The sequence below is a fragment of the Filobacillus milosensis genome (assembly GCF_004402015.1).
Lineage (GTDB): Bacteria > Bacillota > Bacilli > Bacillales > Alkalibacillaceae > Filobacillus > Filobacillus milosensis.
This window is the reverse complement of the sequence record NZ_SOPW01000002.1, coordinates 168,265-188,818: the sequence shown is the minus strand read 5'-3', so window position 1 is coordinate 188,818 and position 20,554 is coordinate 168,265. Positions and strand designations below refer to the sequence as shown.

The following is a 20,554-nucleotide window of genomic DNA, read 5'->3' as shown; positions in this document are numbered from 1 at the left end:
TTTAAATTCACAGGTGATCGGATTGAGAACACTCATAAAGAATATCAATATTTACACTGAGTTTAATGTACTTAAAAATAGTTCTCTTGTTATAGATGAAGGGGTTATAGAAAGTATAGGTGAAGACTGCGTAGATGGTTATGAGATTGATGGTGAAGGGTTGAATTTAGTTCCTGGGTTTATTGAAGGGCATATTCATGGTGCTGATGGGTTTGATGTCATGGATGGAACCGATGAGGCATTAAGTGGTATGGCTCGTTTTTTGCCCAAAGAAGGAACGACTTCATTTGTTGCCACCACTATAACGAGTGATCAAAAGTCTCTTGAGCAGGTTATTCAACAAGTTAGTCAATATCAAGGTTCCAAAGGGGAAGCAGAGGTTCTCGGGTTACATATAGAAGGACCATTTGTTGAACCAAGTAAAGCCGGGGCACAACCGAAAGACTTCATTCTGAAACCGGACCTTGATTTGATGAAACACTGGGTATCGTTAGCTCAAGGGAAAATTAAAACCGTTACGATGGCACCTGAGTTAGACCCAGATGGTCAATTAATCAACTACTTGGTTGAGAATGGAATTAATGTCTCAGCCGGGCACACGAATGCTAACTTTGCAGATATAATAAAAGCCGTCAAACAAGGTGTTAGTCAAATGACTCATTTATGTAATGCGATGAATGGGATTCACCACCGAGAAATCGGTGCAGTGGGCGCAGCATTTTTGTTAGAAGGTTTAACGAGTGAAGTTATTGCTGATGGCGTCCACCTTTCAAAGGATATGTTAAAACTTCTTTATCAATCCATAGGTCCTGAGCGTTTAATGTTAATTACAGATTCCATGAGGGCTAAAGGGAAGCCGGATGGAACCTATACATTAGGTGGGCAGAAAGTGACCGTTTCTAATGGTATGGCCACATTAGATGATGGAACTTTGGCCGGTAGTATTTTGACAATGGACCAGGGCGTACGAAATATGTTAAATGAGACTGATGCGACTTTAAAAGATGTCATCCAAATGGCTTCGGTCAATCCTGCTAAACAGCTAGGCATATTTAATCGGAAAGGGAGTATTCAAGTGGGGAAAGATGCAGACTTATTAATGGTCGATGATTCCTTCAATATAATTAAAACATATAGCAGAGGGGTGTCTGTATGATCGAGGTGAAGGGCTTGGAAAAATTTGAAGTTAAAAGTTATGAACAATTAAGTCATATCGCAGCAACTTTTATAATAGAACAAATTCGAATGAAACCTGATTCGGTTTTAGGGTTAGCAACAGGGAGTACACCAGTTGGACTTTATCAAAAATTAATCGCATCGCATCAAAAATGTGAGATTAGTTTTAGAGAAACGACAACTTTTAATTTAGATGAGTATGTCGGCCTTCATTCATCTCATCCACAAAGTTATAACCGTTTTATGCACGATCATTTATTTAGTCGAATCGATATAAATAACGATCAGATTCATATACCGAATGGCGAGACACGTAATCTACAGTCAGAATGTTTTCGATATGAAAAGGCAATTAAAAATCAAGGACCAATTGATATTCAGGTTCTAGGGTTAGGCGTGAATGGCCATATTGGATTTAATGAACCAGGCACTAGTTTTCAAACACGAACTCATGTCGTTGATTTAGCGGAATCTACTCGAGAGGCTAACGCTAGATTTTTTGCTTCAAAAGAGGCTGTTCCTAAGCAAGCCATTACGGTTGGTATTGATACCATTATGGACAGCCATAAAATTATTCTATTAGCTTTCGGGGAACAGAAGCAAGCAGCAATTGAGCGATTAAATAATGGGGAAGTGAGTGAAGATTTTCCTGCGAGCATTTTAAAAGAACACCCAAATGTGACGTTGATTTATGGGTAAGTTGTATTATATTACAGAAATTTTGTTTAAGTGAATTATGAACTTGGTAACTCATTCTATGGACTTGGAGACTAATTTTGTATACTTGGAAACTAATTTTATAGGCTTGGAGATTAATTTTTTTAACTTGGTAACTAACAGATCATACTTAGAAACTAAATAAAACAACAAAAAACTAGTCGTGATTAAACTAAATCGCGACTAGTTTTATTTATAAGTTCTTTACACTTCCTGCGTTTCTTCAACGTTTTGATTGTTGTAATCAATTCGTTCTTCTGTTTCAGGATCAAAGAAGTGAGCTTTGTTCATATCAACTGCTAGCGTAATGTTTTGCCCAGCATCAACGTTTGAGCGAGCATCCACTCGAGCAGTAAATTCCTGCTCACCAATCTTAGAGTAAAGGTAAGACTCAGACCCCATTAGCTCAGCTACTTCAATATCAGCTGTAAAAGCAGCTCCTTCAGCACTTTGTAAAAATGCTGGTTCGTCATGTAAATCTTCTGGACGAATGCCTAGAATGACTTCTTGACCCACATATTCCAAGTCACGCAGAACTTTCATTCGACCTTCAGGAATTGCAATGTCATTACCTTCAATCGTAATTGAGTTTTCATTTAAAGTACCTCTTAAGAAGTTCATCGCTGGTGATCCGATAAATCCACCAACAAATGTGTTATTTGGTTTATCATAAACTTCTTTTGGTGAACCAACTTGTTGAATCAATCCGTCTTTCATAACAACTAGACGTGTTGCCATCGTCATTGCTTCAGTTTGGTCGTGTGTAACATAAATCGTTGTTGTTTGAAGACGCTGGTGAAGCTTTTGGATTTCCGCACGCATTTGTACACGAAGCTTAGCATCTAAGTTTGATAATGGTTCATCCATTAAGAAGACTTTGGCGTCACGTACAATCGCACGACCTAGTGCCACACGCTGACGTTGACCACCTGATAGAGCTTTAGGCTTACGGTCTAGTAATTCTTCCAGACCTAAAATTTCAGCTGCTCTATGAACTCGTTCTTTAATTTCATTTTTGTTTACTTTACGTAGTTTTAAACTAAACGCCATGTTGTCATACACATTCATGTGAGGATATAGCGCATAGTTCTGGAATACCATTGCAATGTCACGGTTCTTCGGTGCCACATCATTCATACGATGCTCATCAATGAAAAAGTCCCCATCAGTGATTTCTTCAAGACCAGCAATCATTCGTAGAGTTGTAGATTTACCACAACCGGATGGTCCAACAAATACGATGAATTCTTTGTCTTTAATGTGTAAATTAAAATCTTGTACGGCGTGTACATCTTTATCATAGACTTTATTGATATTTTCGAGGCGTAATTCTGCCATCACAATCACTCCCTTATGTATTACTTATAGTTTAATTGAAAGGAAAGCGGTTTCATATGGTACACCTGCACAAAAAAATCAGTAGTTTTTGTGCAATTGATTAATCCATCAGAAGTAAAGCGAGGTATACACGAATCATTTGATCAAATTGACGGATATCAGACCCTGTTTCCTCAATAAATTTATCGACTCTGTATTGAACACTATTTCTATGCATAAAAAGCTCTTTGGAGGCTGATGTGATATTACCCTGATTTTCGATGACTGTTTTAATTGTATTAAGCAATGATGACTTGTTTATTGTTTCTTTTAATATAGATTCAACGAAATAATGTCGATCCTGGTCAGAAAGTAAAGATGGAAAAAGTTCTAATAAACTATCTTGTTGATGAATGATTCTTTTTCCTGTTGCTTTCCAAATCATATGGCTCATCGAAGTCAGCCATTGAAGATAGTCAGGTGCCTCATTGATGTGATGTTTTATATCACTAACGAACACCCTCAAATGAACATCAAGGTCCTCGCTCATGACATCAATGATATTTTCAAATGTGACGGGTTCTTCATTATGTTTTATTTCTTCAAGTAATGTCACGTGACGATTATTTTGCCAGAGTAATGTGATTGGCTTGTTAAGTATGATCTGAAGTGATTGCCTAAATTCCTCGGGATTCACTTTACCATCTTGAATGCGGATCACATTAAAACGGTATTGTTCCAACTTTTGCGGTGGCTGTGCCATTTGTTTATGTAAAAAGTTTTGCCAAGCGTTTTCTTGTTCCGTATGAAAAGGCGTATGATCTGTTAGGGCATCGAGCAAATTTTTCTGATCCTGTGACACTTCATCAAATGGTATAGCATATTTTTGACCATTCATTAAAAAGGTGAAGTGGTCATTAGGTTCAATCGTCACTTGCTTAATATTAGGGAACAGCTGCATTAATTTCTCTACATTCATAAAACATGCTCCTTTATTCGTCTTACTTACGTCTTATTATATCAGAGGAGTGCTTGAGTTGTATGAACTTGAGTACTTATCAAAAAAGTGTTGCAAGTGTACTATTCAATGTAGTACACTTAATACAATTAAGTGAGGTGATGAGTATGCACATCATGTTAAATCCAACAAGCAACAAACCAATCTATGAACAGATTATCGAACAAGTTCGCATACGCGTGCTACAAAAGGTGGTTGTTGCTGGTGATAAAGTTCCGTCAGTTCGGGAACTATCCGCGCAGTTAATGGTTAACCCTAATACGGTGAGTAAGGCTTATAAAGAATTAGAGCGAGAAGGGATTTTTGTGACTTACCGGGGGAAGGGGACGTTTATCAGTGAGGATGTCCACGATCTAGTTAGACAAAAAGAAGTTGAACAATTAAAAACAAAAACTCAACAATTAGTTCAATTAGCAAAGCAAACAGGCGTAACTCATGATGAACTTAATCAATGGGTAGACGAATTTTTCTCAAGAAGTGAGGGTGAGGATCAATGATTCGAGTAAGTGGAGTCTCGAAATCGATTCATAAAAATCAAATATTAAAAGATGTTCATTTTTCAGTAAAAAATGGAACAGTCACGGGATTAGTCGGTCGAAATGGAGCAGGGAAAACAACATTATTACGTATGATCGCCGGAATTTTAAAGCCTACGAATGGTGAAATCACAGTCAATGACAAAAACGTTTTTAAACAACCCAGCATTAAGCAAAATGTTGTATTTGTACCAGATTCAGCAGATGCGTTAAAAACATATACGATTAGTGAGATTGTGATGTTTTATAAAGAAATATATCAATTTAATGAAGAGTATTTCAATCAATTACTAGAAAAATTTGAGTTTAATAAGCAAGGTAAAATAAAACATTTTTCAAAAGGACAGAAGGCGCTTTTTTCTTTAATACTAGCATTTTCAACAAATGCGAAATATATTTTACTTGATGAACCAACAGACGGTTTAGATGTCATTATAAAGAAGAAAATTTTACAGTTTATCGCTGAAGAAGTTGCAGAAAAAGATGTATCAGTTATCATCTCGTCGCATCGTTTAGATGAACTGGAAAAAATGGCTGACCATATCATCGTGTTAAAACAAGGGCGAGTAGATTCAGAGATTGAGATGGAAGAGTTAAAGAGTCAATATCGAAAAATACAAGTGGCGTTTGAAACATCACTGCCGAATTACATACGTGAACAATCAGAAGTTTTAAGTGAATCTGGCCGTGTAGCTGTTTTGTTAATTGATAGTGATGATGAGAAGACGGATCAGTTGATAAATGATGCTTCTCCAATCCTGTATGAAGATTTACCGTTAACACTTGAAGATATTTTTATTGCTAAATTAGGGGGTGAATTGTATGTTTCCTAAAGCACTTTGGATGAAAGAATGGAAGCATGCGAAGATGGTTTGTTTCGCATTGTTTGTGATTTATTTAATCAACTACCCGATAGCAGCTACGTTTATGATCGATAGCTGGAAATACAGCGGGGTAGGCAATGAATCGTTTGAGATTCAAAACCTGTTTTCAGGAAATGTGTTTAGTGTCTTTTCAATTGGGCTCATTATTTTGTTGGCAGGCTTTTTGATTGGGATTGAAAAAAATTCTAAAAGACACGATTTTATGATGGCTTTACCGTTTTCACGCACTCAGCAGTTTTTAACAAAATATGCTTTTGGGTTTTTATCTATTATAATCCCATATTCAATCTCATTTGCGCTAGGTTATTTTGTGATTGTGCAGTCAGATTTTAGCTATCTATTAGATTATTTGAATACATTCGAATCATTTTTTACAACTCTATTAGGGTACTTTGTAATCTACTCGTTAGCGATGTTAATAGGTACGATTTCTGGTGAGATAAAATCTCAGGTAGTTTTAACCATCATATTCTTATTTTTGCCACAAGGTCTTTTAATGCTATTAAGTGTTTTCGCTGATACACATGGTTTTGATGCCAATCGATTATTCGAATTAGAATTCATTACAAAAGATATTTTCTGGGTCATGTATGTGAATACCATGATGGATTTTAGTTTAATGTATCCATTAATTTTTGGCATTTTGTTTACCCTTTTAGCATGGTTCAGTTTCAAACATACACCTTCCGAGCATAGTGGCGAGTTTTTGATGTTCCCGAATTTACACCCTGTATTCGCACTAGGGATTCCAATCTGTGGAGCATTAGTTGGCGGCATGTTCCTTAGTGTAATAGTTCCATATCACTCAGGGGATGGCGTAAAAATGATCGCTTATTGGCTAGGGTTTTTAATAGCAATCTTTTTCACATGGAAGATTACTAAGCGATTATTAAGGTGGTAAAAATTTGAACTTGAAGTAAGTAATATATTATAAAAGTACTGACTTTTATTTTCCTTAATTAGGTATTTCCCCCTTATTTTTAAGGATTTTATAATCAAATGTCGAATAAACACTAGTTTTGAGAGATTTCACTTTTTAGAGGAATATACCTAAAAGTATAGAAATAAATATAGTGTGTAAAAAATAAAATATGGGGGAGAGAAAATGAAAAAGTTCTTAGGTATTTTCTTAAGTTTAGTTGTTATTTTAGGGCTTGCATCACCAAGCTTTGGTGGTGAAAAAGAAGAAACAATAAACTATACTGTTGTTTTTAAACAAAGTCAACTACCTTCTAATGCAGATCGTGTAATAGAAGAACTAGGTGGAACGATTGTTTATGAAGTTCCTGAGATTGGATTGGTTCAAGTAGAAGCACCTGCAGATTTTGCGAAAAAGGCGATCGGTTCAAGTGCTATTACAGCTGCTAACCCGTCTATGACATTTGAACTGCCAGAAGGAAAAACTATTGAGATGGACGAGCAGTTACAACAAAGCCTTACAGATCAAGCAGCACTTTTTGACGCTTATCAATGGGATATTAAAAGACTAACAAATGATGGAGCTACATTTGAAAACCATAGTGGTAGTCATGATGTAGTGGTTGGTATCATTGATACAGGTATTGATTTGAATCATCCAGATGTGTCGAAAAACCTTATGGATGGATCTAAAAACTATGTCCCTGCAGGCGGAATGTACGGTGTTGATGAGTCTGAAACAGGAGATATTAATGACATACAGGACCGTAATGGTCACGGAACGCACGTAGCTGGTAGTATTGCTGCAAATGGTGCCATGTTAGGTGTGGCTCCAGATGTTGGTTACCGTGCTTACCGTGTATTCGGAGCTGAAGGTGGAGCTTACAGTGCTTGGATTATGGCAGCAATTATTGGGGCTGCAAATGACGGTGTGGATGTCATTAACATGAGTTTAGGAGGCATCTATTCTAAAGGACAAGTCTACTTAGATGGAGAAAGATTAGGTAGTGACATTGCAGAATATGTTGCTTATAAACGTGCTACAAAATATGCTGAGAAGAATGGAGCTCTAATTGTTTCTTCGGCAGGTAACGATGCAATTGATGCGAAAAGTCCGAAAACAGTTACTGATTTAGCAAATGAAAAATACGGCTATTTAGGTTACGAGTTCCAAGGTGCAAGTGTCTATGCTCCTGGAGATATTCAAAATGTGGTAACAGTCTCTGCAACTGGACCTCAGGACGAATTGTCAGTGTACTCTACTTACGGTAATGGCTATGTTGATGTAGCTGCTCCTGGTGGGAACTATGATTTAGCGCTTGAGTACTTAGCTGCTGGAAAATATGATGAATATTTAGAACAGATGCTATATACGCAAGAATATGCTTTCAGTTCAGTGCCAGTTTTAAATTACGAAGTAAATGAAAATGGTCTTGTTACAAACTACACGTATGAAAGACCAGGCTATAGCTGGTATGTAGGAACGTCAATGGCCGCTCCAAAAGTTTCAGCTATTGCTGCTATTCTATTTGATGAACATGAAGGTATCTCGCCTAAAAAAGTAAAAGTTTTACTTCAACAATCGGCTGAAGATATTGGGAAGAATGGTCATGATGGACAATTTGGCCACGGATTATCAACAGTCTACTCATTATTTGAATAATAATAAGCTTAGTATAAAACAAGCTCCACGGAATATCCGTGGAGCTTTTTCTTAATCAAACATCTCTTTATTTCTGAGTTTAATAATTCGATAGATGTGGCTTACAATAACTTTACCGACTGCATATGTTGGAACAGCGATAATCATCGCCACAATGCCTCCAAATTTTCCTGCAAAAAGTAGCAAAAAGATAATCGTAATTGGATGAATGTTTAATTTCTTACCCATAACTTGTGGTGAAATTAAGTTACTCTCAACCTGTTGTACGACTACCGCTACGATTATGACGAGTAAAGCTTGAAAAGGTGATTCAAGTAACCCTACAATTACCCCTGGGGCAGTACCAATCCAAGGTCCAATAAAAGGAATAAAGTTAGTGAATAAAGCGATAAAGGCTAAAATTAAAGCAAATCTCAGATCAATAATTAAATAGCCAATATATATCAAAACCCCGACACAGACACTAACAATGATCTGACCTTGAATATAATTACTTAACGCATCATCCATCTCATCTAAAATATTCCCTACTTCACTTTGATATTTTTTCGGTAAGAATCCAACGATACGCTTAGGCAGACGCTTACCATCTTTTAATAGATAGAAAAGAACAAATGGAACGACGATTAATACAATTAAAATACTCGCGATGACTCCAAGGTAAGTTGTAATCTTACTTGCCACAGTAGTTAAAATATCTGTTAATCGACTTTCAATTCCACTTAACCATTTAGTGATGGCATCTTGTTCTGGTGAAACTCTGGCAAACCAATCACTTTCTTGAATAGCAATTAAAAGCTGATTAGCTTCTGCCACATAATTTGGAACATACTCTGCCAAGTTATTAATTTGTCGTTGTAACTCTGGGGTGACAATGATAATTAATGCTGTAATTATTCCAATTCCACTTAAAAATACTATTAATATCGCAAGAGAGCGTGGCATCTTTTTACTCATTAAATCGACAAGTGGTCGAGTTAAATAATATAAAATTCCTGCGATAATTAATGGTGTGAAAATAGTTTGTGCTAAAACAAATAAAGGTGCGAAGATAAATTCTATCTTTGTTGATAAGTAAATTATTAACATGATAATAAGGATCGTATAACCGACCCGAAACCATTTACTATCAGGCACTATGTCACCAACTCTCCTATATGTATTATTTATATTGTAATATAGTAAAATTTTCTAGTCTATACTTTCTGAACATATGTATCTATTATTTCCAAAACTAATAGAGGTAAACGTAGAAAAGCCGTGAACTTTTTGATGTTCACGGCTTACATATTTTTAAAAACGTTTTTGTTCTTCAATCCAGCTGTTCGCTTCTTGAACGAGTTCATTTTTTATGTTCCTCTTTGTGTATTCATACTGACGCTCTAATTTTTTTACTGGCGTGGTTGAGTAGCCTAATTGGTGTAGCCTTGATAAATAATTTTTGAAAAAGTCATCAAAAGTTTGGTCAATCTCCTGTTCAAGCTGCTCTGCTTTTTTTTCATACTTTAATATCGTCATTCCAAGTGTTAGTGGGTTGGTCTCTGTATTTAAATTACCAAGAACTTCAGTTTTTAATTGTTCGATATGATCCAGTGTTTCAGTCTTTAGTAAGTCAAATCGGGCTTCATATTGACTAACTACTGTTTCAAATTTTGGTTTAATGTCGTCTTTATGCTCTTCTATGTAAATTGCTTCATCTACCCAGCGGGGTTCTGATGGAGTTAGTGAAACTTTTGCTTCATTAATTTCTTTTTCTACCTCTAAATCTAATGCGTAATTTAGGTATTTCATTCCGTAATTGAAGGAAAAATAAAGCATGATGATCAGTAAAATAAACAATAATTTGCGCATAAGTTTCACAGCCTTTCCAATGGTGAACCGTCATTCGTTCTTTCTGTTTTCATCTTGGTCAAAAAATTAATGATTTATACGGTTCAAAATGGGGAAAATAACATTAGTAGTGCTTGATTTAGACAAAATTCGCCATATTTAAGTCTGTGAGGTCTCTATTTACATTCATAGTGGTATATCAGGGATATAGTTGTATTTACGTGGATATAGTTACTCATTCTATTTTTTGTATTGCAAGTAAAGAGTGGTAAAATTAATTTTGTGTCGAATTTATGAATTATATTTTATAAAAAGAAGGAGTTTTCACATTGAGTTCTGAAAGTGGACTGACAAGGAAAAAACTAAGTAAGACACTTAAACCGCATTGGGTATGGGCCATTGCATTAGGTTCTTCGATTGGTTGGGGGTCATTTGTATTACCAGCTGATTGGATGCAGGGTGTTGGACCTATGGGTGTCATACTGGGATTATGTATTGGTGCTGTATTAATGGCGATCATTGCAATTAGTTATGGTGTCTTAATAAAAAACTATCCGGTTTCTGGTGGTGAGTTTGCGTATGCGTTCTTAAGTTTGAATCGTATACATGCTTATATTAGTGGTTGGTTCTTAACATTGGGTTACATATGTATTGTGGCATTAAATGCAACGGCATTTGCCCTGATGTTGAAATTTGTATTTCCAGATTTCATTCAAAACATGAAAATGTATGAAGTAGCTGGATGGGATGTTTATTTTACTGAAGTCATTGTTGTGGCATTATTAGTTGGATTTTTTACATTCTTAAATATTAAAGGGTCTGGGTTATCCGGACGTATGCAATTCTTCTTTGTGTGTGTATTAATTTTAGGCGTATTTACTTTAACCGGTCTAATGACAGTTAACGAAGCAACATCATTTAGTAATATGTCACCAGCGTTTAGTCCGGAAGCAGCATCTCCACTTGCGGCGATTTTAACTATTTTAGCGATCGCGCCGTTTGCTTATGTTGGTTTTGACAACGTACCACAAGCTGCAGAGGAATTTAATTTTTCTTCTAAAAAAGCTTTAACATTGATTATGATGGCGCTATTGTTCGCAGCTATTATTTATTCATTTATGATTATCACAACAGCAGTAGCAGCACCGTGGCAGGATACTGCCAATGCAGGTGCATTATGGGGAACAGGTGATGTTGTAACCGAAATCCTCGGTAATGGTGGAATGATTATCTTGGTTATTGCCCTATCGATGGGAATATTCACTGGCTTAAATGGTTTCTTAATCTCTGCAAGTCGTGTGCTGTTCGCAATGGCACGTGGAAAAGTGTTACCTGAAAGGTTTTCTAGATTACACACGAAACACAATACACCTTACTTTGCGATTATCTTCGCAGCAATCGTTGCAATTGTTGCACCGTTCTTTGGTCGTAATGTATTAGGATGGATTGTTAGCATGTCCTCAGTAGGTGTATCAATTGCTTATTTCTACACATGTTATGCAGCATTTACCATGTTGAAGTGGAAGAAGGAAGATCGTAAATTTAATCCAGACTTACACATCGTCGGACCTGGTAAGAAATTCATTGCTATTATTGGGATGGTTTCAAGTGTGGCATTCTTGGCATTGTTATTAATTCCAGGATCTCCAGCTCAGTTAGGCACAGAATCATTTGTAGCATTATTAATCTGGGTGGTATTAGGATTTATTTTCTACCTTGTTAGACGAAGCGAATTACAAAGCTATAATCGGGAAGAATTAGCTTATCTAATTTTAGGCGAAGGTCAATTTAAACGTGGAGACGATGATAAATAGAGAAGAGGAGGCGGAGCGCTTTAGGGCGTTCCGTTTTATGTTTAACATATCCATTATCGTTCACTAATTACTGTATATTGGCTACTAATTTTGAGTTATTGGTCACTAATTAGAATTTTAGGACACTAAAATTGCCGTATTGGCCACTAATACATTGGTTTAAAATAAAAATCTCTCACGATTGGTTTCGTGAGAGATTTTATTAATTATTGTAGTGCTTTATAAGCGTTTAAGTGTCCGCTTCCAAAGTACTTAGAATCAGTGCCTGATACTTCATCAACAGCGTTATTTAGAAGCATGTGTTTAACTTCTGCAGGTGATAAATCACCATTATGTTGATCGATAATTAGACCAGCAACAGCTGATACTTTAGGCGTTGCCATTGAAGTACCTACACTGAAGTAATAACCAGTGTCAGAGCGGTTATCAGCGCTTAAATTAAATTCCCAATAATACATACGGTTAGCTAAATATTCATCTAAACGTCCTTGAGAAGCATACCAACTATATAAGCGAGTGTCTCCACCTACAGTTGCAATGTCAATTTGACCAGCACCATAGTTAGAGTATTGAGCTAATACATCCTCTGGTCCAGTAGCTGAAACGTTAACAACGTTAGAAAGTTGTGCTGGAACAGTTTTAGCAGTCCCGCGGAATTGAACGTTTTCACTACCGTATTCAGAATTTAAGTAATTCATTACTTGATTGTTGTTGCTTAAATCAAGTCCATCATTACCTGCAGCAACTACGATTACAGAACCTTTATTCTCAGCATATTTAGCAGCACGCTTATATGCTACATAATCCGCTACATCGTTACCAACATTTTCCCATTTGCCTGTTTCAGAGTTTTTAACGAATGTTTGTCCGAATAAATCCCATCCTCCAAGACTCATAGAAAGAACATCAGAACCATCATCAGCAGCCGCAATCATTGCATTGTAAATCCATGCAGATTCAGCCGAGCTTGTGCCGAATACACGATAAGCACGTAGACCTAGGTCTGGAGCTACACCTAACATACCATTACCAGCACCTGCGATTGAACCAGACACGTGACTACCATGACCATGTAAATCTACATAATTACCTGGGTCACCAGTTTCAGAAGGTTCAGTACCACGGAAACCGCCTGGAGGTACAAAGTTTTTAGAGCCAGGCATTAAGTTTGGAGCTAAATCTTGGTGTGTTGGATTAATACCAGTATCAATAACTGCAACTACAGTGTCATGTGAACCAGTATGTTCAGCATAGCTTGCACCATTTTCAGTGATTCGTTGAATATCCCACTGAATTGGCCAGAATCCTGGCATTTCCATACCAGCTTCTTCTAATAGGTCGCCATTTAAATCCCCTAAAAGGTCCCCATTAAAATGCCCATATAAATCTCCGTATAAATCTCCATTCAAATCACCTAATAGGTCACCTGAAAGATCTAAATCACCATTGAAATCAATGTTTTGAGTTTCAGGTAGGTTCCAAGATAGTGATGTGCTAGCTGCTTGAACTCCTTTAAACCCTTTAATCTGATTTAAATCACCTTCAGTACCTTTTATTTGGTAATATCCAATCTCAGGTACTTCATAAACAATCTCAGCATCTATTAAGGACAGATCACCTTTAAATTTCTCCACTTGAGCATTGTTTTTAAGAACAATTGAATAATAGTTCTCTTCAGTCTCCGCTCCTAAAGTAGAGAATGACATTAGTGCGATTGCGAGTCCCGCAATCAAAGCTATTAATTTACGCATTAAATATTTTCCTCCCCCAAATTATTTTTTAATGCACTTAATTAGATTCGTTTTTAAAAGAGTAAAAACCTTCAGACTATTGTATTAATTCACTAATAGGACAAAGTGCTCAGTTTATTATTAATAATAATTATAAAAAAATACTAATTATAATTTTGTGAAAAAATTTGGCTCAAAAAGTGAATTTTCATTACGAATTTGCAAATTATTTATCAACAGGTTAACCATTGTGTTCATTATATAACTATAATAAAATAGAAATTGACCTCGATCATAAAGGGTTATTTAGACGCTATCTTTTATTTGCCTCTCACTTGAGTGAGAGGTCTTTTTTTGTTTTTATACAAAAGAACTGTACCTCAATGAAGAGATACAGTTCTCTTTTCTTTATTATTCAGAAACACTAATTCTTACAATGGCACCTTCATTTGCTAAGCGCCCCTCGCTATTTGTCCAACCTGGCTGAATATACATCGCATACTCGCCACCCGACTTTAAGCTTGAGTTAGGAGATACTTCATAACGGTTATTTTCTAGAAAATCGACTTCAAAGTCAATCAATTCTCCACCTAACGTTGCCAGTTTCACTTTATCTTTAAATGTTTCAAGATCTGCTTTTTGATTTAATGTAATTTTAAATTGGTGATCTGGATTGATATCCTCTAAATGCTGAAAAACATTATACTCAAATACTTCATTTAACTGATCCCAATGCGCATCTTCAAGTGGTTGATTAGTTTTTATATGAGGTTCAACGCCAACACCGTCGATGATATTTCCAAATGGCGATAGAAATGTAGCAACTGTTAACTTAACGATACCACCTTCAGGTAAATCAAATAAGTTTTGCATACGTCCTTTGCCAAACGTTGTATTTCCAAAAAGAGTTGCTTTTTCATAATCTTTTAAAGCAGCTGCAAAAATTTCAGACGCACTAGCACTATATTCATTAATTAATAGATTCATAGGTTTCGAAAACTTTTCATCTTGATCTATGGTTTGAATCGTATCATGATACTCTTTAAAGTTAGCAACCATTGTCGTATCAATACCTTCAAACATACCCAGTAATTTTTGAGCTGAAGTTAATAATCCGCCTCCGTTATTTCTAATATCAACAATCCAACCATCGACACCGTTTAGTGCTTGTTTGTGTTGTTGAATCATTTGCGTTAATTCACCAGGGAAGGAGGAGAAATGTATATATCCTATGTTACCAGCTAATTTCCCTGATTGGACAATAGGTGCTTGAATTTCTTCTCTTTGAATATTTACATTAAAAGTTGTTTCTCCACGCTTAATGGTAAGATTAACTGTGGTATTAACATCACCACCTATAAGAGCCACCATTTTTTCGCTCGATGCACCATTTAGGGACTCACCATCAACCTCAATGATTATGTCGCCAGGTTCAAGTTCTGCTTGTTCTGCTGGGGAACCTGGAAAAACGTATTGAATGAAGGCGCCTTCTTGAACAACTTCAAATGAAATACCAATTCCTACAAAAGATTGTTCAATACTATTCATAAATTGATTGTACTCTTCATCGGTATAATATGTACTATATGGATCTAACTCATTAAAGACATCATCCACCGTTCCGTTATAAATCGATTCATCAACTTCTTCAAAATAGGCTTCCTCGATAATCGGTTTAACATCTTCAACAGTAATCGCAGAAGCCGGTATAGCAAGCATGGTCAGAAAAGATATAACAAAGCTAAAGGATGTCATATTTCTAATTATTTTTTTCATAAAATGTCTCTCCTTTAATATAATTCGACAAACCATATTACTTTATATTAAAATTGGGTATATATTTATAAGACCTTTACAATAAATCGTCCTCGTCTTATGATATTTTTAGGAGGTTTTTGTCACATGTCGAAAAAGAAACTAAGTATTTCCCTTGATGCGGAAGTGCATAAAGAAATTGAATTGCGTGCAAACCGTTTAGGGATTGCCAAAAGTGCTTTTGTGTCATTTGCCACTAATTACTTTTTACATCAGCTAGAAGCAAATGAAAAGTTAGTTGGGTCAAACGTCAATGTGTATGAATTATTAAGAAATAACATCGAAGCACAAAAAGATTATAAATAGATCAGAAATTCTCTCGTGAAAGTTCGCGGGAGATTTTTTGTATGTAAAAATAAATAGATCAGCTTCATGCCAGAAGCTGATCTTTAGGTTGCTGGTTAATTCTGAGGTGGGTAAGCTTTCCATTGAGATAAGTCGGCACTCGGTTTTTTAATTAAATTTTGAGGGAAGATGAAGTTCCATGGTTTGCTTGTGTTAGCAGACACTTTGAATTCTTCCATTTTAAATCCGCCTTGAGCAACAACATCTCCATCTTTATCTTCTACAACTAATGGAATCTGTTCTAAATTAATTTCTTTCTCACTTCCATTACGGATTAAGATCGTGACTTGTAAATTACCACTACCTAAAAACTTAGCATCTAACCCCATGAAGTTAACTTCGCCAGGTTTTGGAGGATTTACATTCTTAGTAATTTCCTCAAGTTTTTGCACATCCGCAGAACCTAACGAGTCTTTCCATGAATCGGCAAGTTCCAGTTGATGTTCCTTGCGTTTTTTCTTCAATTCAAATGCAAGCTGAAAGTCTTCAGTTGGTATATCAGCTAAATCAACTAGAAGGTCTTTTTTAGCAAATTCAAACACCCAAGGTCGACTAGATTCTGCTGGAAGTTCACCTAGTTTAGAAAGATTAAATGATTTGCGTGCTAATTTTCTACCTTCATGATTAAGTAAAACGATTGACGTTTCTTCTAATTTAATGGCCTTTGGTAATGAATGTCTGACAAAAGCACTGACAGAAACACCCTTATCATCAACTACATTCAGTTCAATACCTGCTAGTGATAGTTGATTCGGCTTAAGAGCTTCTAAGTTGTTATTTTGAAAACGAAATACATATAAATCTTCTTCCTCTATACGCCATTGAGGATGGATCGATAACTCTGGACTGACTTCTTGGTCACCTTCTTGGCTTTCAACCCCATCAACGAGTTGGTCGGCATCGATTGATGTATCTTTACCTTTACGTTTTTTGAATGGATTAATCATACGTTAGCCTCCTAGTTTTTTACCTTTGTACGTTGTTCTTTTTCTTTCTGTAATGAGGCACGGACTAAACGTGATAATTGTTCAGTCATACCTTGGCGAATTTCATTGAATGCATGCTGGAATAAATCGAAACCGTCTTCTTGATATAAACGAATTGGATCTTCTTGCTGGTATTGTCTTAGTCCAACACCTTCACGTAAACGGTTCATGCGCTCCAGGTGTTTAACCCAATGGTGATCCAATGTAGCAATCGCTAATTGTTTCATTTTGTGTTGCACAGTTTCTTCACTTCTATATGGCTCAACAAACTCAATATATTCGTTAATTATTTCAGTGATTTTTTCCTGTAAATCTTCAATATCTTCGTATTCTTGATCAGTTAGGTTGATTTCAATACCAGGGAAGAGGCGTTTTAATTGTAGTTCTAATCGATCTATTGGCCATTCTTCTGGTACTACCGTTTCAGGGCAATACTTTTCAGTTAACGTATAAATAAACTTCGGAATGTTTTCAGTAACCATATCAATTGCATTCTCTGTTTCAAGTAATTGATCGCGGAATTGATACACAACTTTTCGTTGGTCGTTAACAACATCATCGAGTTTTAAGTTGAATTCACGGATATTAAAATTACTACCTTCTGAAATTTTCTGAGTCGAATCAATAAATTTATGAATGTTTTTCGTGGTGATTCGACCTGACTTATCTATGTCAATTGATTCTAGCTTTTTCTCTTTATCTTCCTTAGCGAAACGATTAATAATGTCATCCTCTAAAGAAATAATAAATCGTGTTTCGCCTGGGTCACCCTGACGGCCGGCACGACCTTTTAACTGGTTATCGATACGACGGGCACCGTGACGCTCTGTTCCAATAACGCAAAGGCCACCAAGTTCTTTCACGCCTTCACCGAGCATGATGTCTGTTCCACGTCCTGCCATATTGGTTGCTACAGTGATTTGTCCTTTTTGACCAGCTAATGAAATTAAGCGAACTTCCTGTTCAACACTTTTCGCATTTAAAATCTCGTAATCTAGTCCAGTTTCGTCTAAGTATTCTGCTACTTTTTCAGATTGAATGATGGAGGTGGTTCCGATCAGTACAGGTTGCCCTTTAATATGACGTTCACGAACCTCATTTACAATTGATCTAAATTTATCATCTTTATTCACGTAAACGACATCATTATGGTCAGTACGTGCAATAGGCTTATTAGTTGGTACTTGAACGACATTCATGCCGTATACATGTTGGAATTCTTTTTCTTCGGTTTTAGCGGTACCTGTCATTCCTGATAGGGTAGGGTACATTCGGAAATAGTTTTGAATGGTAATATTGGCCTGAGTTTTATTTTCCTCAGTAATCGTTAGACCTTCTTTCGCTTCAATCGCTTGGTGAAGTCCATCAGATAATGTACGACCTTCCATCACACGACCCGTAAACATATCTACAAGCTTTACTTCGCCGTCCTGCACGATATAGTCGACGTCTTTTTCAAACATGACATAAGCACGTACGGCCTGAATCATATAATGATAGAGCGTTTGGTGTTCAATTTCGAATAAGTTATCGATTCCAAAAGCGCGCTCAACTTTTGAGATCCCTTCATCTATTAAACTTGTTGCTTTAGTTTCTGGATCGAATAGATAGTCTTCATCTGGCTTGAACGTTTTAGCTAGTTGTGTACAAACGCGTTGAAGCTTTTCACTACCTTGTGTTTTACCTGCAATAATTAATGGTGTTTTTGCTTCATCAATTAGCACACTATCAATCTCATCTATAATGGCATAGTGGTATGGTCGTTGAACTTTTTGACTCATGTCTTTAACCATATTGTCACGTAAAAAGTCAAAACCAAATTCAGTTCCAAGCCCATATGTAATATCAGCATTGTATGCTTGCTTTTTAGCAGATGGGGCCAATCCCGGAACATTAAGACCTACAGTTAAACCTAGAAATTCATGAATTTGACCCATTAGTTCTTTATCGCGCTTTGCTAAGTATTCGTTAACTGTAATGATGTGAACACCTTTACCTTCAAGAGCACGTAAGTAAGCAGGGAGGGAAGAAACTAGTGTTTTACCTTCCCCTGTAGCCATTTCTGCAATATGCCCTTCGCATAGCACAAGTCCACCAATCAATTGAACATCAAAATGTCGCATGCCTAGGACACGCTTTGATGCTTCTCTGACTACAGCGAAAGCATCTGCCTGAATGTCAAAGATTGATTTTCCTGACTCTAATTGTTCTTTGAAATACTTCGTCATATTTTGTAATTCTTCATCTGAGTACTTTGTATATTGATCTTCTAATTGATTTATAGTTTTGACGACTTTTTCATAGCCCTTTAATTGCCTATAGGACGCATCATTAAAAAATCTTCTGATATTGCTAAACATAGTTTAACTCTCCTAAATGTAGATTCTCATTGATAGAAACGTATAGTTACACAAATTTAATTATACTACACGTCGGATTTAATTTAAACGTCTGACATATATGTATATTTTGTACTATTTAGTCGATTGGTAATATATTGTAAAATAGGAACCATACAACGTATAGGTGGTGACAACTTGATGAAAAAAGCATTACTTTTTGTAACATTAGTGTTAACACTGGTAATATTTACTGGTGGACAAGTTTTAGCAGATGAATCACAGCAATGGATTAATTTTGGACACAAAAACAATGTAGCAATAGATAAGGAATGGACGATTACATTTAATGAAAAAATGGATCGTTCAACATTACATAGTAATTCCGTGTATGCGGTGAATGAAAATGGGGAAAAACTGTTTCTAGCAACCTATTTAAATGAAGAGAGGACCAAATTGAGAGTTTTACCTCCAGCAGATTTATATAATCCTGGTGAAGATTATACGCTTTACATAGAATCTGATGTTAAGTCAGCAGAAGGGTATAATATGAGAAATGGTTATAAGATGACTTTTTCGATTGATCCAACAGCGGAAAAACCTTATACTCTACCAAATAATCCTAAGGCTGATTTTTTTGGAACCGTTACGGCTGACACTCTTAATGTAAGAAGTGGTAAAAGTACAGATACGGAAGTGATCGGACAAGTATTCAAAGGTCAGGAACTTCCTATATATGATACTGATGGATTCTGGGTCGAAACTGAATTTGAAGGACAAACAGCCTATTTACATAAAGATTATTTGAAATTGCGTCATGTCAGTGGAAAATTACTTGAAGGACTTAATATCGTAGTTGATGCTGGTCATGGTGATTGGGATCCAGGTGCAGCAGTGAACGGTGCTGAAGAAAAGGACATTGTCTTATCTGTGACCAAAAACGTTCGTGATCGATTGGAAAGATTAGGCGCAAATGTGATTTTAACAAGGAATAATGATTATTTCTTGTCGTTGGAAGAACGCGTAGCACTATCTAGAAGTGTCTACAATGACCTATTTGTTAGTATTCATGCCAATAGCTTTTCAGATCCTTCTGTGGATGGATCTGAAGTTTTTTACAGTGATTCAAAATATGGAAATGTTGATGAAGGTCGTTTTCTCGCGATGGAACTTCAACAAGAATTAGTTCAAATGGCAGAAATGGATGATCGAGGTGTTAGAGATGCCGATTTTTGGGTTATATATAAGAATGGGTCTCCTGCAGCACTTGTTGAATTAGGGTTTATGACTAGTCCGTCTGATTTAGAGAAATTACTTAACTCAAATCATCGTTATCTATACGCTGATTCCATCACTCAAGGAATCATTGAGTACTTTGAACGATAAGAAAATTTTATCGTTAAATAATGCGCAACTTTTATAGATAAGGCGTCATAAAACGTATATAGCGACGAATAGTCTAATTG

General features: G+C 36.2%; 17 protein-coding genes. 9 read left to right on the top strand and 8 right to left on the bottom strand.

The genetic code is table 11. The features are described from left to right. Window positions 1-22 precede the first annotated feature (22 nt). Together nagA and nagB are read left to right on the top strand one after the other, a co-directional pair. Window positions 23-1,156 carry an N-acetylglucosamine-6-phosphate deacetylase gene (nagA, locus tag E3U55_RS02595; RefSeq protein ID WP_407644090.1) on the top strand — a complete coding sequence of 378 codons (1,134 nt, stop codon included), beginning with the start codon at window positions 23-25 and terminating at the stop codon, window positions 1,154-1,156. A 14-nt stretch (window positions 1,157-1,170) separates the two neighbouring features. Then, on the top strand, window positions 1,171-1,875 hold the full coding sequence (gene nagB, locus E3U55_RS02590; RefSeq protein WP_194840805.1) for a glucosamine-6-phosphate deaminase: 705 nt from the start codon (window positions 1,171-1,173) through the stop codon (window positions 1,873-1,875). A 222-nt stretch (window positions 1,876-2,097) separates the two neighbouring features. On the opposite strand, the gene E3U55_RS02585 is transcribed toward nagB, so the two are convergent. Together E3U55_RS02585 and E3U55_RS02580 are read right to left on the bottom strand one after the other, a co-directional pair. Next, on the bottom strand, window positions 2,098-3,231 hold the full coding sequence (locus tag E3U55_RS02585; RefSeq protein ID WP_134338762.1) for an ABC transporter ATP-binding protein: 1,134 nt from the start codon (window positions 3,229-3,231) through the stop codon (window positions 2,098-2,100). A gap of 100 nt (window positions 3,232-3,331) precedes the next feature. Next, entirely contained in the window at window positions 3,332-4,189 is an 858-nt protein-coding gene (locus E3U55_RS02580) for a PucR family transcriptional regulator (RefSeq protein WP_134338761.1), read from the bottom strand. Window positions 4,190-4,251: 62 nt separating this feature from the next. On the opposite strand from E3U55_RS02580, the gene E3U55_RS02575 reads away from it, so the two are divergent. The 4 genes from E3U55_RS02575 (at window position 4,252) to E3U55_RS02560 (ending at window position 8,229) form a co-directional block, all read left to right on the top strand. Then, complete coding sequence (locus E3U55_RS02575) at window positions 4,252-4,725, top strand: GntR family transcriptional regulator (protein ID WP_228547449.1); 474 nt, start codon at window positions 4,252-4,254, stop codon at window positions 4,723-4,725. Continuing rightward, window positions 4,722-5,597, top strand: coding sequence for an ABC transporter ATP-binding protein (locus E3U55_RS02570; RefSeq protein WP_134338760.1), 876 nt, complete (start codon window positions 4,722-4,724; stop codon window positions 5,595-5,597). Before E3U55_RS02575 ends, E3U55_RS02570 begins: the two co-directional genes overlap by 4 nt. Further along, window positions 5,587-6,549 carry an ABC transporter permease gene (locus tag E3U55_RS02565; protein ID WP_134338759.1) on the top strand — a complete coding sequence of 321 codons (963 nt, stop codon included), beginning with the start codon at window positions 5,587-5,589 and terminating at the stop codon, window positions 6,547-6,549. The genes E3U55_RS02570 and E3U55_RS02565 overlap by 11 nt, the downstream gene beginning before the upstream one ends. Window positions 6,550-6,753: 204 nt before the next feature. Then, window positions 6,754-8,229: a S8 family peptidase gene (locus E3U55_RS02560; RefSeq protein ID WP_134338758.1), complete on the top strand. Its 1,476-nt coding sequence runs from the start codon at window positions 6,754-6,756 to the stop codon at window positions 8,227-8,229. A gap of 51 nt (window positions 8,230-8,280) precedes the next feature. Here E3U55_RS02560 and E3U55_RS02555 read toward each other — a convergent pair whose 3' ends face one another. Further along, complete coding sequence (locus tag E3U55_RS02555) at window positions 8,281-9,366, bottom strand: AI-2E family transporter (protein WP_134338757.1); 1,086 nt, start codon at window positions 9,364-9,366, stop codon at window positions 8,281-8,283. A gap of 156 nt (window positions 9,367-9,522) precedes the next feature. After that, on the bottom strand, window positions 9,523-10,080 hold the full coding sequence (locus E3U55_RS02550) for a hypothetical protein (RefSeq protein WP_134338756.1): 558 nt from the start codon (window positions 10,078-10,080) through the stop codon (window positions 9,523-9,525). Between the two features lie 308 nt (window positions 10,081-10,388). Between E3U55_RS02550 and E3U55_RS02545 the strand changes: the two genes are divergently transcribed. Further along, complete coding sequence (locus tag E3U55_RS02545; RefSeq protein ID WP_228547448.1) at window positions 10,389-11,873, top strand: APC family permease; 1,485 nt, start codon at window positions 10,389-10,391, stop codon at window positions 11,871-11,873. 206 nt (window positions 11,874-12,079) lie between these two features. Here the strand turns inward: E3U55_RS02545 and E3U55_RS02540 are convergent, their stop codons facing one another. After that, window positions 12,080-13,624: a S8 family peptidase gene (locus E3U55_RS02540; RefSeq protein ID WP_228547447.1), complete on the bottom strand. Its 1,545-nt coding sequence runs from the start codon at window positions 13,622-13,624 to the stop codon at window positions 12,080-12,082. Window positions 13,625-14,014: 390 nt separating this feature from the next. Beyond that, window positions 14,015-15,379, bottom strand: a complete 1,365-nt coding sequence (locus E3U55_RS02535; protein ID WP_194840796.1) for a S41 family peptidase — start codon at window positions 15,377-15,379, stop codon at window positions 14,015-14,017. A gap of 126 nt (window positions 15,380-15,505) precedes the next feature. Here E3U55_RS02535 and E3U55_RS02530 point away from each other — a divergent pair, with 126 nt between their 5' ends. Next, the gene (locus tag E3U55_RS02530; protein WP_134338754.1) at window positions 15,506-15,724 is read left to right on the top strand and encodes a CopG family transcriptional regulator; all 219 of its coding nucleotides are present in this window, start codon (window positions 15,506-15,508) and stop codon (window positions 15,722-15,724) included. 95 nt (window positions 15,725-15,819) lie between these two features. On the opposite strand, the gene E3U55_RS02525 is transcribed toward E3U55_RS02530, so the two are convergent. Both E3U55_RS02525 and secA2 read right to left on the bottom strand, forming a co-directional pair. Continuing rightward, window positions 15,820-16,710, bottom strand: a complete 891-nt coding sequence (locus E3U55_RS02525; protein ID WP_134338753.1) for an accessory Sec system S-layer assembly protein — start codon at window positions 16,708-16,710, stop codon at window positions 15,820-15,822. An 11-nt stretch (window positions 16,711-16,721) separates the two neighbouring features. Next, complete coding sequence (gene secA2 / locus E3U55_RS02520) at window positions 16,722-19,109, bottom strand: accessory Sec system translocase SecA2 (RefSeq protein ID WP_134338752.1); 2,388 nt, start codon at window positions 19,107-19,109, stop codon at window positions 16,722-16,724. A 180-nt stretch (window positions 19,110-19,289) separates the two neighbouring features. On the opposite strand from secA2, the gene E3U55_RS02515 reads away from it, so the two are divergent. Beyond that, a complete protein-coding gene (locus E3U55_RS02515; protein ID WP_228547456.1) occupies window positions 19,290-20,474 on the top strand; it encodes an N-acetylmuramoyl-L-alanine amidase in 1,185 nt (394 codons plus the stop codon). Window positions 20,475-20,554 lie beyond the last annotated feature (80 nt).

Bases quoted from the DNA above. Each gene is read 5' to 3' on its own strand.
- E3U55_RS02585 (WP_134338762.1), bottom strand. From the start codon at position 3,231: ATGGCAGAATTACGCCTCGAAAATATCAATAAAGTCTATGATAAAGAT.
- E3U55_RS02580 (WP_134338761.1), bottom strand. From the start codon at position 4,189: ATGAATGTAGAGAAATTAATGCAGCTGTTCCCTAATATTAAGCAAGTG.
- E3U55_RS02575 (WP_228547449.1), top strand. From the start codon at position 4,252: ATGAACTTGAGTACTTATCAAAAAAGTGTTGCAAGTGTACTATTCAAT.
- E3U55_RS02570 (WP_134338760.1), top strand. From the start codon at position 4,722: ATGATTCGAGTAAGTGGAGTCTCGAAATCGATTCATAAAAATCAAATA.
- E3U55_RS02565 (WP_134338759.1), top strand. From the start codon at position 5,587: ATGTTTCCTAAAGCACTTTGGATGAAAGAATGGAAGCATGCGAAGATG.
- E3U55_RS02560 (WP_134338758.1), top strand. From the start codon at position 6,754: ATGAAAAAGTTCTTAGGTATTTTCTTAAGTTTAGTTGTTATTTTAGGG.
- E3U55_RS02550 (WP_134338756.1), bottom strand. From the start codon at position 10,080: ATGCGCAAATTATTGTTTATTTTACTGATCATCATGCTTTATTTTTCC.
- E3U55_RS02540 (WP_228547447.1), bottom strand. From the start codon at position 13,624: ATGCGTAAATTAATAGCTTTGATTGCGGGACTCGCAATCGCACTAATG.
- E3U55_RS02535 (WP_194840796.1), bottom strand. From the start codon at position 15,379: ATGAAAAAAATAATTAGAAATATGACATCCTTTAGCTTTGTTATATCT.
- E3U55_RS02530 (WP_134338754.1), top strand. From the start codon at position 15,506: ATGTCGAAAAAGAAACTAAGTATTTCCCTTGATGCGGAAGTGCATAAA.
- E3U55_RS02525 (WP_134338753.1), bottom strand. From the start codon at position 16,710: ATGATTAATCCATTCAAAAAACGTAAAGGTAAAGATACATCAATCGAT.
- secA2 (WP_134338752.1), bottom strand. From the start codon at position 19,109: ATGTTTAGCAATATCAGAAGATTTTTTAATGATGCGTCCTATAGGCAA.
- E3U55_RS02515 (WP_228547456.1), top strand. From the start codon at position 19,290: ATGAAAAAAGCATTACTTTTTGTAACATTAGTGTTAACACTGGTAATA.